The sequence below is a fragment of the Klebsiella sp. JB_Kp031 genome (genome assembly GCF_040064295.1).
GTDB lineage: Bacteria > Pseudomonadota > Gammaproteobacteria > Enterobacterales > Enterobacteriaceae > Klebsiella > Klebsiella quasipneumoniae.
Window position 1 is genome coordinate 318813 of the sequence record NZ_JBEAJW010000042.1, and the last position, 13717, is coordinate 332529.

The following is a 13717-nucleotide window of genomic DNA, read 5'->3' on the forward strand; positions in this document are numbered from 1 at the left end:
GGGATGATCACAGCGCCGCTCTCCCGGATGGCGGCGCACAGCGCCTTATCCGGGCTACCCTTTGGCGGTGGTAGGTAGCCCCGGTAACACAGCGCCACCGGGGGGCCCGGGTTAACCGATGGTCATCAGGCTGGCGTTACCGCCTGCCGCCGCGGTGTTGACGCTCAGCGAACGCTCGATATACAGCCGCTCCAGCAGCAGATTGGTTTCGCCGCGGGCGAAGCCCTGCACGGAGACAATCGCCCCGTCGCGCGCCGCCACCTGCTCGCACAGCTCGCGCAGCTGGTCGGAATCGCCGTGATAGATAACCGCGTCGAAGGCCTGACCGGGCAACTGATCCGCTTTGGCAAAACGGATCCGCTCGCTGACGTCCCGCGGCAGTTTCTTCGCCAGATCGCGCTGCAGGGCGCTGTCCGGCCACAGCACTTCACAACCGACCGCCAGCACAGCCGCCAGCTGGATCAGCGCATCCTGCTCATTATCCGCCACGCACAGCACGCGCTCGCGGGGCATCAGCGTCAGGGTGTTGCGCTCGCCGGTTGGCCCCGGCAGCAGGCGTTGGGTGCCGCTTTGCGCCTGCTCGCTGTACTGCTGGCACAGCGCCTGCAGCTCAGGTCGGCCCGCCGCCCACTGCTGCAGCGCCTGCAGTGGTTTTTCCAGCAGCGTTTTCAGCTGGGCGTCCAGCGGACGCTCTGCATCCTGGCGGGCGAAGGTCACGCCAACGGCGCCCTGCGGTCGGCTGGAAAGCAGACGGTAAAGGTACAGCGGGCCGCCGGCTTTTGGACCGGTACCGGACAACCCTTCGCCGCCGAACGGCTGCACGCCGACCACGGCGCCAACCATATTGCGGTTGACGTACAGGTTGCCCACCTTCGCGCTGCCGGTGACCTGGGCGATGGTCTCGTCGATGCGGGTATGCACGCCGAGGGTCAGGCCGTAACCGGAGGCGTTAATCTGCTCCACCAGTTTATCCAGCTCGTTACGGTTATAGCGCACCACGTGCAGCACCGGGCCGAAAACCTCTTTTTTCAGCTCGTCAAAGCTGTCGAGTTCGATAAGCGTCGGCGGCACGAAGGTTCCTTGCTTCCATTCGCGGGCGTCTTCGCTATTCTCGCGCACCGCCTGATAGACGGTGCGGCCTTTGGCGCGCATCGTCTGAATATGGCGTTCGATATTCTCTTTCGCTTCTGCATCGATAACCGGACCGATATCGGTGGTCAGGCGGCCCGGATTGCCCATGCGACACTCGCTCATCGCGCCCCGCAGCATGGTTAAGGTGTGGTCGGCTACCTCTTCCTGCAGGCAGAGGACGCGCAGGGCGGAGCAGCGCTGGCCGGCGCTGTCGAATGCGGAGGCCAGGACGTCGATCACCACCTGCTCGGTGAGCGCCGACGAGTCGACGATCATCGCGTTCATCCCGCCGGTTTCGGCGATCAGCGGCGTCGGGCGTCCCTGAGCGTCGAGGCGGCTGGCGATATTGCGTTGCAGCAGGGTGGCCACTTCGGTGGAGCCGGTGAACATCACGCCGCGCACGCGCTCATCGGATGTCAGCGCGGCGCCGACGGTTTCCCCGCGGCCCGGCAGCAGTTGGATCACCCCTGGCGGCACGCCGGCTTCCAGCAGGATCGCCACGCCCTGGGCGGCGATCAGCGGCGTCTGCTCGGCCGGTTTCGCCAGCACGCTGTTGCCGGCCGCCAGCGCGGCGGCAATCTGCCCGGTGAAGATCGCCAGCGGGAAGTTCCACGGGCTGATACAGACCACCGGACCCAGCGGACGGTGGGTTTCATTATCGAAATCGTCGCGCACCTGGCCGGCATAGTAGTGGAGGAAGTCAACGGCTTCGCGCACTTCGGCGATGGCGTTGCTGAAGGTTTTACCCGCTTCGCGCACCAGGATCCCCATCAGGGTCGGCATCTGGCTTTCCATCAATACTGCGGCGCGCTCGAGAATGGCGGCGCGCTCCTGCGGCGGGGTGGCGAACCAGATTGGCGCGTTGTTGATAGCGCTGGTCAGCGCCTGCTGCACTTCCTCATCGCTGGCTTCGCGGACGTAGCCGACAATGTCCTTTGGCTCAGCCGGGTTGACTACCGGCTGCATCTCGCCTTCGGCTACCGGCTGCTCCAGCATCGGCAATGCCTGCCATTTATGCAGGGCGCTGTTGAGCAGGGAAGAGGAGAGGGAGGCCAGACGATGCTCGTTAGCCAGATCCAGACCGGCGGAGTTGCTCCGGCCGCTGCCGTAGAGATCGCGCGGCAGCGGGATTTTCGGATGCGGCAGGCCGGCCTGGCCTTCCTGCTGCGCCAGTTTTTCTACCGCGCTGACCGGGTCGGCCACCAGCTCGTCCAGCGGCAGGGTATTGTCCGCAATACGGTTGACGAAGGAGGTATTGGCGCCGTTCTCCAGCAGACGACGCACCAGATACGCCAGCAGCGTCTCGTGGGTGCCCACCGGGGCGTAGATCCGGCACGGCCGGTTCAGTTTGCCGTCGGCGACTTTGCCCACCACCTGCTCGTACAGCGGTTCGCCCATGCCGTGCAGGCACTGGAACTCATACTGGCCAGGGTAGTAGTTCTGGCCCGCCAGCTGGTAGATAGCCGCCAGGGTATGGGCGTTGTGGGTGGCGAACTGCGGATAAATCAGGTTCGGCACCACCAGCAGCTTTTTCGCGCAGGCGAGATAGGAGACGTCGGTGTAAACCTTGCGGGTGTAGACCGGATAGCCTTCGAGACCTTCCATCTGCGCGCGTTTGATTTCGCTGTCCCAGTAGGCGCCTTTCACCAGACGGATCATCAGGCGACGGCGGCTGCGGGTGGCGAGGTCAATCAGGTAATCAATGACAAACGGACAGCGCTTCTGGTAGGCCTGAATCACGAAGCCAATCCCGTTCCAGCCCGCCAGCTCCGGCTCGAAGCACAGTTTTTCCAGCAGGTCGAGAGAGATCTCCAGACGGTCCGCTTCTTCGGCGTCGATGTTAATGCCGATGTCATACTGGCGCGCCAGCAGGGTCAGCGATTTCAGACGCGGGTAGAGCTCTTCCATCACCCGGTCATACTGGGCGCGGCTGTAGCGTGGGTGCAGAGCCGACAGCTTAATGGAGATGCCCGGCCCTTCATAAATGCCGCGGCCGTTAGAGGCTTTGCCGATGGCGTGGATCGCCTGCTGATAAGAGACCATATAGGCCTGGGCGTCGGCGGCGGTCAGGGCCGCTTCGCCTAGCATGTCGTAAGAGTAACGGAAACCTTTATCTTCCAGCTTGCGGGCGTTGGCCAGCGCTTCGGCGATGGTTTCCCCGGTGACGAACTGTTCGCCCATCAGTCGCATCGCCATATCCACGCCCTTGCGGATCAGCGGTTCGCCGCTCTTGCCGATGATGCGGTTCAGCGAGCGGGAGAGGCTGGTTTCGTTGTGGGTGGAGACCAGTTTGCCGGTGAACAGCAGCCCCCAAGTGGCGGCGTTGACGAACAGCGACGGGCTGCGGCCAATGTGCGACTGCCAGTTGCCGTTGCTGATTTTGTCGCGGATCAGCGCATCGCGGGTAGCTTTATCCGGAATACGCAGCAGGGCTTCCGCCAGACACATCAGCGCTACCCCTTCCTGTGAGGAGAGAGAGAACTCCTGCAGCAGACTCTGCACCATGCCGGCGCGGCCGCTGGCGGTCTTCTGGTTGCGTAGTTTTTCCGCCAGTTGATACGCCAGCTTATGCGCCTGCTCGCCCAGCGGCTGCGGCAGTCGGGCCTGCTCCAGCAGCATCGGCACCGCGTCGGTTTCCGGGCGACGCCAGGCGGCGGTGATCGCCGCGCGGCTTACCGACTGTGGCAGGATCTGCTCTGCGAACTCGAGGAACGGCTGATACGGCTCTTCCGTTAATACGCTGGCGTCATCGCTTTCGTTGGCGGCCCCGGAGAGCAGCGCCGGTAGCTCGGGCAGCGTCTCATCGTTCTCCAGTTTTTCCAGATAATTGAAGATGGCCTGCTTAATCAGCCAGTGCGGCGTGCGGTCAATGCGGCTCGCGGCGGACTTAATGCGCTCGCGGGTTGCGTCGTCAAGCTTAACACCCATGGTGGTGGTGCCCATGCTCAAAACTCCTGTCATTTATCGTTAGCTTATGCGGTTGCATGGAAATATCCACTATGTTGCAACTTTGTGCAACCATGTTAATTATGGCTTGTGACGAAAGCCGTGAAATGGCGGATTTGTTAAAAATAATGCCTAAAATAGCAGAATTTTAACCCCGGGCTCATAGGGTATTTGTATGCGTGAGTTAACACTTTTGTTTGGTGCAACCTTTAAAAACGTGAGAGAGTGCAACCTCTCGCAAATTGACGTTTTGCGCCGTCGGATTTTCGTGTAAATGCTGTGTTAAATCGTTTGTGAAAAACCGAAGCTTCCGTCAGGATACGGTCGCCCAATTAAACAATGCGCCATTACCCCGTTCCGGTAGTGGAAAAAAACGACGAAGTTGGACGCTGTCGATAAAAATTCTGGAGACTTTGCATGGCTATTAGCACACCGATGCTGGTGACATTTATTGTTTATATTTTTGGTATGGTATTGATAGGGTTTATTGCCTGGCGTTCGACCAAAAACTTTGATGATTATATTCTCGGGGGACGGAGTCTGGGGCCATTTGTGACCGCGCTTTCCGCCGGGGCCTCGGACATGAGCGGTTGGCTGCTGATGGGCCTGCCGGGCGCCATTTTCCTCTCCGGGATTTCCGAAAGCTGGATTGCCATCGGCTTAACGTTGGGGGCGTGGATTAACTGGAAGCTGGTCGCCGGGCGCCTGCGCGTGCATACCGAGGTGAATAATAACGCCCTGACGCTGCCTGATTATTTTACCGGCCGTTTTGAAGATAAAAGCCGGGTGCTGAGAATTATTTCGGCGCTGGTTATTCTGCTGTTCTTTACTATCTATTGCGCCTCGGGAATTGTGGCGGGGGCGCGTCTGTTTGAAAGCACCTTTGGCATGAGTTATGAAACCGCGCTGTGGGCCGGCGCGGCGGCGACAATTATCTATACCTTTGTCGGCGGCTTCCTCGCCGTCAGCTGGACGGATACCGTGCAGGCCAGCCTGATGATTTTCGCGCTGATCCTTACCCCGGTAATCGTGATTATATCCGTCGGCGGTTTTGGCGATTCGCTGGAAGTCATTAAGCAGAAGAGCATCGAAAATATCGACATGCTGAAAGGGCTGAACTTCGTGGCGATTATTTCGCTGATGGGCTGGGGACTGGGCTATTTCGGTCAGCCGCATATTCTGGCGCGCTTTATGGCGGCGGATTCGCACCACAGCATCGTCCACGCGCGTCGCATTAGTATGACCTGGATGATCCTCTGCCTCGGCGGGGCGGTGGCCGTCGGCTTCTTTGGCATCGCCTACTTCAATAACAACCCGAGCCTGGCGGGCGCGGTTAACCAGAACGCCGAACGCGTGTTTATCGAGCTGGCGCAAATCCTGTTTAACCCGTGGATTGCCGGGATCCTGCTGTCGGCGATTCTGGCGGCGGTGATGTCCACCCTGAGCTGTCAGCTGCTGGTTTGCTCCAGCGCGATTACTGAAGATCTGTATAAAGCCTTCCTGCGCAAAAACGCCGGTCAGAAAGAGCTGGTCTGGGTGGGCCGTATGATGGTGCTGGTGGTTGCCCTGGTGGCCATTGCCCTGGCGGCCAACCCGGAGAACCGCGTGCTGGGTCTGGTGAGCTATGCCTGGGCCGGTTTCGGCGCCGCCTTTGGCCCGGTGGTGCTGTTTTCGGTGATGTGGTCGCGTATGACCCGTAACGGCGCGCTGGCCGGGATGGTGATTGGCGCCCTGACCGTGATCGTCTGGAAGCAGTTTGGCTGGCTGGGCCTGTATGAAATTATTCCGGGCTTTGTCTTCGGCAGCATCGGGATTGTGGTCTTTAGCCTGCTGGATAAAGCGCCGTCAGCCAGCATGCAGCAGCGCTTCGCTGAAGCGGATGCCCACTACCATACGCCGCCGCCGGTACGCGCCACGGCTGAGTAAGCTCATCTGACGCTCACGAGCCCGCCGCTGGCGGGCTTTTTATTGCCTGTTGCCGGGCCGGAATATTATAACCCTTGCTAATTATTTGAAAATCCGCTGATATTTCCTGACTAATAACAATGAGGATAGCAAAGATGACGTTCAGACAGGGTGCAATGGCGCTGGTGCTGGCAGGGTTACTCAGCGGCTGCGCGGCGGGTGGAAGTTCATCGACCAGCGCGCCGAAGCCCGGCGCCTGCCCGGCGGATCAGTCCATGGTGCAAACCACGCTTTACTTCGGTCTGAGCCGCCCGGCGGGGAAAGACATCACCGCTGAAGAGTGGCAACAGTTTGTCGACCGCGACGTCACGCCGCGCTTTCGCGACGGGCTGACGGTGTTTGATGCCCACGGCCAGTGGCTTGGCCAGAATGGTCAGGTGGTGCGGGAGCAGAGCAAGGCGCTGATGGTGATCCATGGCCACGACGCGCAGAGCGAGACCGGTATTGAGGCCCTGCGCGAGGGCTATAAATCGCGCTTCGCGCAGGAGTCGGTGATGCGTGTCGACCAGCCGGTCTGCGTGCAGTTCTGAGTAAACGGCGGGGGCAGCCCCGCCGTTTGTCTTACAGCACCAGCCCGGCGAAGCTGGCGGAAAGCAGGCTCACCAGCGTGGCGCTAAACACCAGCCGCAGGCCGAAGCGGGAGACGATATTGCCCTGCGGTTCATTCAGGCCTTTGATCGCCCCGGCGATAATGCCGATTGAAGCAAAGTTAGCAAACGACACCAGGAAGACCGAGAGAATGCCGAGCCCGCGCGGCGTCATGCTGGCGGCAATCTTTTGCAGCTCAATCATCGCCACAAATTCGTTAGCGACCAGCTTGGTGGCCATGATGCTGCCGGCGTTCAGCGCATCGCTCAGCGGAATGCCGATAAGCCAGGCTAACGGATAGAAGACGTAGCCGAGGATCTGCTGGAAGCTGAGGCCAAACAGGGTAGCGAACAGCGCGTTAATGGCGCTGATCAGGGCGATAAAGCCGATCAGCATCGCCAGAATAATCATCGCCACTTTAAAGCCGGCCAGAATATATTCCCCGAGCATTTCAAAGAAACTCTGTGATTCATGCAGCTTCTCCAGCTTTATTTCCTGCTCGCTGCCCGGCCGCGTCGGGTTAATCACCGACAGCACGATAAAGGTGCTGAACATATTCAGGATCAGCGCCGCGACGACATATTTGGCGTCCAGCATGGTCATATAGGCGCCGACGATCGACAGCGATACGGTCGACATGGCCGTCGCCGCCATGGTGAACAGACGCCGTGAGGAGAGGTCGCCTAGTACGCCTTTGTAGGCGATGAAGTTTTCCGACTGGCCGAGGATCAGGGAGCTGACGGCGTTAAAAGATTCCAGCTTACCCATGCCGTTGACCTTCGACAGCAGGGTGCCAATCACGCGAATAAAAATCGGCAGGATCCGCCAGTGCTGGAGAATACCAATCAGCGCGGAAATAAACACAATCGGACACAGGACGCCAAGAAAAATAAAGGCTAAGCCTTTATCGCTCATGCCGCCAAAGACGAAATTGGTCCCTTCGGCGGCAAAGCCTAACAGCGAAGCAAAAAAGCCGGAAATATTTTTTACCAGCCACAGCCCGCTTTCGGCGTGCAGGAAAAAGAAAGCGAGCGCTATTTCTATAATAATCAACTGAAGAATATAACGAATACGAATTTTTTGTCTGTCGTAGCTGACAAGCCAGGCCAGGGCGAGGATCACCGCCAGCGCCAGCAGGAAATGAAAAAATGCAGTCATGTTGTTCTTTTCGCAGGTCAATAAGGCCGCCATTTAGCCATAGCCGCCGCGACGGGTAAATATCTGGCGTAAAAAATCCTTTGCTTATTCTTTTCCCTCATACCAGGCGAATATTTTCATAAGTCATTATTTGCCAGCGATTTATTTACAGATAGTCATCATTCTCTAAACATTTCGCTTGTGTTTCTGAGTATTGTAATGATAATCACTATCATAAATATTACCTGTTTTTGCATTCGTTGACGGTGCTTTACATTTAAGGGTATTGGCATGTTTGTCCCATTTCTCATTATGTTACGCGAAGGCCTGGAGGCGGCGCTGATTGTCAGCCTGATCGCCAGCTATCTGAAACGCACCCAGCGCGGCAACTGGATTGGCGTGATGTGGATTGGCGTGATCCTCGCAGCGGCGCTGTGTCTTGGCTTAGGCATCTTTATCAACGAAACCACCGGGGAATTTCCTCAGCGCGAACAGGAGCTGTTCGAAGGGATCGTCGCGGTCATTGCGGTGGTGATCCTGACGTGGATGGTCTTCTGGATGCGCAATGTCTCACGCAACGTCAAGCAGCAGCTGGAGCAGGCCGTGGATAAGGCGCTACAGCGCGGCAATCACCACGGCTGGGCGCTGGTGATGATGGTCTTTTTCGCGGTCGCCCGTGAGGGGCTGGAGTCGGTCTTCTTCCTGCTGGCGGCATTCCAGCAGGACGTTGGCATCTGGCCGCCGCTGGGGGCGATGCTGGGGCTGGCCACGGCAATCGTGCTGGGTTTCCTCCTCTACTGGGGCGGTATCCGTCTCAACCTTGGCGTGTTCTTCAAATGGACCAGCCTGTTTATCCTGCTGGTGGCCGCTGGCCTGGCGGCGGGGGCGATCCGCGCCTTCCACGAGGCGGGCCTGTGGAACCTGTTCCAGGAGACCGCCTTCGATCTGAGCACTGTGCTGTCGACGCATACGCTGTTCGGCACGCTGCTGGAAGGGATCTTCGGCTACCAGGAGACGCCAAGCGTCAGCGAAGTGGCTGTCTATCTGCTTTATCTGATCCCGGCGCTGGTGCTGTTTGCGCTGCCGCCGCGAAATAATACGACTGCCTCGCGGGCTGCCTGACCGGGCGCTGCGAGCTTATAAGCGACACTCTACTTACCGAAAGGGATGATCATGATGATTCATTTTCGCCGTAATGCGCTGCGGGTGACCGTGGCCGCGCTGCTCAGCTCTGCATTCGGTGCTCAGGCTGCGGATATCCCGCAGGTCAAAGTCACCGTCAACGACAAACAGTGCGAGCCGATGCAGGTGACCGTTAACGCGGGTAAAACCCAGTTTATTATTCAGAACCACAGCCAGAAAGCGCTGGAGTGGGAGATTTTGAAAGGGGTGATGGTGGTGGAAGAGCGCGAAAACATCGCGCCGGGCTTTACCCAGAAGCTCACCGCAAACCTGCAGCCGGGCGAATATGACATGACCTGCGGTCTGCTCACCAACCCGAAAGGCAAACTGATCGTCACCGGCGCCGCCACCAAAGACGCGGCGAAAGCGGATGCGGTGCTGAGCCTCGGCGAAGCGATCACCGCTTATAAAGCCTATGTGACGGCGGAAACCGCGCAGCTGGTCAGCGGCACCAAAGCCTTTACCGACGCGGTGAAAGCTGGCGACATCGAAAAAGCGAAAGCGCTGTACGCCCCGACGCGCCAGCATTACGAGCGCATTGAGCCGATTGCTGAGCTGTTCTCTGACCTTGACGGCAGCATCGACGCCCGCGAAGACGATTTCGAGAAAAAAGCGGAAGATCCGAAATTCACCGGATTCCACCGTCTGGAAAAGGCGCTGTTTGGCGATAACAGCGTCAAGGGCATGGAAAAATATGCCGATCAGCTGAACAGCGATGTGCTGGAGCTGCAAAAGCGCATCAGCGAGCTGGCGTTCCCACCGTCAAAAGTCGTGGGCGGGGCGGCAGGATTAATTGAAGAAGTCGCAGCCAGCAAGATCAGCGGTGAAGAAGATCGCTACAGCCATACCGACCTGTGGGACTTCCAGGCCAATATTGACGGCGCGCAGAAAATTGTCGATCTGCTGCGCCCGCAGCTGCAAAAAGAGAACAGCGCACTGCTGGCTAAAGTGGACGCCAACTTTAAGAAAGTGGACAGTATCCTCAGCAAATACCGCACCAAAGAGGGTTTCGAAACTTACGATAAGCTGACCACCGCTGACCGTAATGCGCTGAAAGGGCCGATCACCACCCTGGCGGAAGATCTGGCTCAGCTGCGCGGGATCCTGGGTCTGGACTAAGTCGATGGCACAACAGAAACCACACGACGTGAACGAGCCGTCACGTCGTCGCTTACTGAAAGGGATCGGCGCGCTTGGCGGCGCGCTGGCCATCACCGGCGGCTGCCCGGTAGCGCATGCGGCAAAAGCGGAAAGTTCCCCCGGGACGCTCACACCTGACGCGCGCCAGGAAAAACAGCCATTCTATGGCCCGCATCAGGCGGGTATTCTGACGCCGCAGCAGGCCTCGATGATGCTGGTGGCGTTCGATGTGCTGGCGTCAGATAAAGCCGACCTCGAGCGTCTGTTTCGGCTGCTGACCCAGCGTATCGCCTTTTTAACCCAGGGCGGCCCGGCGCCGGATACGCCTAATCCGCGTCTGCCGCCGATGGATTCCGGCATCTTAGGGCCGTGGATTGCCCCGGATAATCTGACCATCACCGTCTCGGTCGGCCATTCGCTGTTTGATGAGCGCTTTGGTCTTGCGGATAAAGCGCCGAAAAAGCTGCAGCCGATGACTCGCTTCCCCAATGATTCACTGGATGCCGCCCTGTGCCATGGCGACCTGCTGCTGCAGATCTGCGCCAATACTCAGGACACGGTGATCCATGCCCTGCGCGATGTCATCAAACATACGCCGGATTTGCTCAGCGTGCGCTGGAAGCGGGAAGGGTTTATCTCCGATAGCGCGGCGCGCAGCAAAGGCAAAGAAACCCCCATCAACCTGCTGGGTTTCAAGGACGGTACCGCTAACCCGGCGAGCCATGACAGCGCGCTGATGGATCAGGTCGTGTGGGTCACGGCGGATCAGGACGAGCCGGCCTGGGCGGTGGGCGGCAGCTATCAGGCGGCGCGCATCATTCAATTCCACGTCGAGTTCTGGGACCGGACGCCGCTCAAGGAGCAGCAGACCATCTTCGGCCGCGACAAGCACACCGGTGCGCCGCTGGGGATGAAAAACGAACACGATACCCCGGATTACAGTAAAGATCCTAACGGCGAGACGATCGCGCTGGATAGCCATATTCGTCTGGCCAACCCTCGCACGCCGGAAACCCAGTCCAGCCTGATGATGCGCCGCGGCTACAGTTATTCGCTGGGAGTCACTAATGCCGGGCAGCTGGATATGGGGCTGTTGTTCGTTTGCTATCAGCACGATCTGGAAAAGGGTTTTCTGACGGTGCAGAAACGGCTTAACGGCGAGGCGCTGGAGGAGTACGTCAAACCCATCGGCGGGGGCTACTTCTTTGTTTTACCCGGCGTGGTGGATGATAAGCACTACCTGGGACAGACGCTGCTGCAGGCTTGATACCGACCCTGTCCGCAAGGGCAGGGCGTTTTCTGCTGTTTTTCTCTTTTTTATTATATTTCCTGCCATGTGTTATATTTCTGTAATACAAATGACCGATAGTCTCCTACACTTGCTTAAGAACTATTTGTTGCGTCATTGTGAAAAATAAGTTGCATTAAGAATCTTTTTTGATGTACTTATTACATACGCGGTAGTTCCCGGCAGTGTGACGTTTCACTATGGAGATCGCGAATGGTAAGGTCCCGTACCGGACAACGTAAAACCACAGACCGTACTCTTCAGCACGGAAGCCCCGCTTCCGGCAGCGATTTTCTCACTCTTTCTCCCTCCGCTTCGAATTATTACCACCTTGGCAGGGTACGCGGTGCGCGTAGCCGCGACTCGTTGTCAGTTCTACCGGCAAGCAATGGCTTACAAGGAAGCCAAACCTCAATCGTTCGTGCGCATAGTCGCGTCGATGTTGACGCGTGTGATGTAAACCTACAACGCAAGGTGCTATCCATGGGAAGACAAAAAGCAGTGATCAAAGCTCGTCGTGAAGCAAAACGTGTGCTGAGACGGGATTCACGCAGCCATAAGCAGCGTGAAGAAGAATCGGTCACATCGCTTGTGCAAATGAGTGGCGTAGAAGCAATTGGCATGGCGCGGGACAGCCGTGATACTTCCCCAATTGAGGCGCGCAATGAGGCTCAGGCGCATTATCTGAATGCCATCGACAATAAACAGCTGATTTTCGCCACCGGCGAAGCCGGATGCGGCAAGACCTGGATCAGTGCGGCGAAGGCAGCTGAAGCGCTGATCCATAAGGATGTGGACAGAATTATTGTTACCCGTCCCGTTCTGCAGGCCGACGAAGATCTCGGCTTCTTACCGGGAGATATCGCCGAGAAGTTCGCGCCCTATTTCCGACCGGTTTACGACGTGCTGGTGAAAAGGTTGGGAGCTTCCTTTATGCAGTACTGCCTGCGTCCGGAAATCGGCAAGGTGGAAATCGCGCCGTTCGCCTATATGCGCGGACGTACTTTTGAAAATGCGGTGGTGATTCTGGACGAGGCCCAGAACGTGACCGCAGCGCAAATGAAGATGTTTTTAACCCGCCTCGGGGAGAACGTGACGGTCATCGTCAATGGCGATATCACCCAGTGCGACTTGCCCTCAGGGGTGCGGTCCGGCCTGAGCGATGCGCTGGCGCGTTTTGAGGAAGACGAGATGATCGGCATCGTGCGTTTCACCACCGATGACTGCGTGCGCTCGGCCCTCTGCCAGCGGACGCTGAAAGCCTATTATTAATCGTCATACTGTGAGCAAGGCCCGGGCGAGCCCGGGCTTTGTTGTTTTGAACCTTGCGATAGTCTGAAGTGCCGATAAAGTTTCTGTTGTGAGGGATCCATCGCTGTATGTAATAGAATTTCTTCTCTGTAATACAAGAATATCTGCTTTGCTATGCATAAGCGCCTTTCTAATAATTTCTTTCGTCTTAAACCGTGTTACTCATTTAATTGTATGGATACTTGTAAGGGAAGCACTATGGTGGTATATGGGAAAGTTATCAAGTTATTAATTACTATTTTGATGTTGGGGTTGTCATCCGCTGCTTATAGTCAAGATTATCAGGCAGGGAAAAACTTCACTGTTATTGATTCTCCTGTTAAGCAATCGCCGCAACTGGTTGAGTTCTTTTCCTTCTACTGCGGACCTTGTTATGCGTTTGCAGAGCGCATCAATGTTGATACAGCTATCAGAAAGCGCCTGCCCGACGATATGAAACTGGAAAAATACCACGTCAGCCAGATGGGACCATTAGGACCGGCCTTAACAGAAGCATGGGCTGTAGCACAATATGCTGGGGTAGATGACAAGGTGGAAAAGTTATTGTTTGAAGGTTTACAGGTTAAGCGTGATATTAAAACGGCAGCTGATATTGTTAAGGTATTTAATCAACTTGGCATTACGTCAGAGAAATACGCTAAAATGCAAAATAATTTTATGGTAAAAGCTTTAATTGCCAGACAGGACAATCTGGTCGAAAAACTGAAAGTAAGTGGCACGCCTTCTTTTTATGTTTCAGGAAAATATCATATTAACAATGCATCACTCGCGCAAGGTGACTATGATACCTATGCAGAGGATATGGCGAATCTGGTTTTATTTTTGCTTAACAAATCCCAGTGACGTGAAGTGAGATAGTTTCATTCGGATTGTCTTTTTCGTTCTGTCCAGGTGGCTGCGCCAGTTGTCGAACCCCGGTCGGGGGTTCTCATCCCCCCGGCGGGGGCCACATGCCAAAAAAAAACCCGTACTTTCGTACGAGCTCTTCTTAAAATATGGCGGTGAGGGGGGGATTGACTCGCTTCGCTC

The 13717-nt window shown here is 57.1% G+C and carries 9 protein-coding genes; 7 read left to right on the forward strand and 2 right to left on the reverse strand.

Annotated features, from left to right (window positions below):
• Nucleotides 1-111: 111 nt before the first annotated feature.
• Complete coding sequence (putA, locus tag ABLV64_RS24510) at nucleotides 112-4074, reverse strand: trifunctional transcriptional regulator/proline dehydrogenase/L-glutamate gamma-semialdehyde dehydrogenase (RefSeq protein WP_348843072.1); 3963 nt, start codon at nucleotides 4072-4074, stop codon at nucleotides 112-114.
• Between the two features lie 420 nt (nucleotides 4075-4494).
• Here putA and putP point away from each other — a divergent pair, with 420 nt between their 5' ends.
• Together putP and ABLV64_RS24520 are read left to right on the forward strand one after the other, a co-directional pair.
• Entirely contained in the window at nucleotides 4495-6003 is a 1509-nt protein-coding gene (gene putP / locus ABLV64_RS24515) for a sodium/proline symporter PutP (RefSeq protein ID WP_004147889.1), read from the forward strand.
• Between the two features lie 134 nt (nucleotides 6004-6137).
• A complete protein-coding gene (locus tag ABLV64_RS24520) occupies nucleotides 6138-6572 on the forward strand; it encodes a DUF3574 domain-containing protein (protein ID WP_023317897.1) in 435 nt (144 codons plus the stop codon).
• A 31-nt stretch (nucleotides 6573-6603) separates the two neighbouring features.
• Here the strand turns inward: ABLV64_RS24520 and ABLV64_RS24525 are convergent, their stop codons facing one another.
• Nucleotides 6604-7788 carry a nucleoside transporter C-terminal domain-containing protein gene (locus ABLV64_RS24525; RefSeq protein ID WP_025999331.1) on the reverse strand — a complete coding sequence of 395 codons (1185 nt, stop codon included), beginning with the start codon at nucleotides 7786-7788 and terminating at the stop codon, nucleotides 6604-6606.
• A 270-nt stretch (nucleotides 7789-8058) separates the two neighbouring features.
• On the opposite strand from ABLV64_RS24525, the gene efeU reads away from it, so the two are divergent.
• The 5 genes from efeU (at nucleotide 8059) to ABLV64_RS24550 (ending at nucleotide 13531) form a co-directional block, all read left to right on the forward strand.
• The gene (gene efeU / locus ABLV64_RS24530; RefSeq protein ID WP_004204515.1) at nucleotides 8059-8889 is read left to right on the forward strand and encodes an iron uptake transporter permease EfeU; all 831 of its coding nucleotides are present in this window, start codon (nucleotides 8059-8061) and stop codon (nucleotides 8887-8889) included.
• Nucleotides 8890-8940: 51 nt separating this feature from the next.
• Nucleotides 8941-10068, forward strand: coding sequence for an iron uptake system protein EfeO (gene efeO / locus ABLV64_RS24535; RefSeq protein WP_017901109.1), 1128 nt, complete (start codon nucleotides 8941-8943; stop codon nucleotides 10066-10068).
• A 4-nt stretch (nucleotides 10069-10072) separates the two neighbouring features.
• Entirely contained in the window at nucleotides 10073-11356 is a 1284-nt protein-coding gene (gene efeB, locus ABLV64_RS24540) for an iron uptake transporter deferrochelatase/peroxidase subunit (protein ID WP_048323645.1), read from the forward strand.
• Nucleotides 11357-11860: 504 nt separating this feature from the next.
• Nucleotides 11861-12649: a phosphate starvation-inducible protein PhoH gene (phoH, locus tag ABLV64_RS24545; RefSeq protein ID WP_002898923.1), complete on the forward strand. Its 789-nt coding sequence runs from the start codon at nucleotides 11861-11863 to the stop codon at nucleotides 12647-12649.
• A gap of 237 nt (nucleotides 12650-12886) precedes the next feature.
• Nucleotides 12887-13531 (forward strand): DsbA family protein, encoded by a 645-nt coding sequence (locus ABLV64_RS24550; RefSeq protein WP_231793180.1) that lies wholly within the window; start codon nucleotides 12887-12889, stop codon nucleotides 13529-13531.
• The last annotated feature ends 186 nt before the right edge of the window (nucleotides 13532-13717 follow it).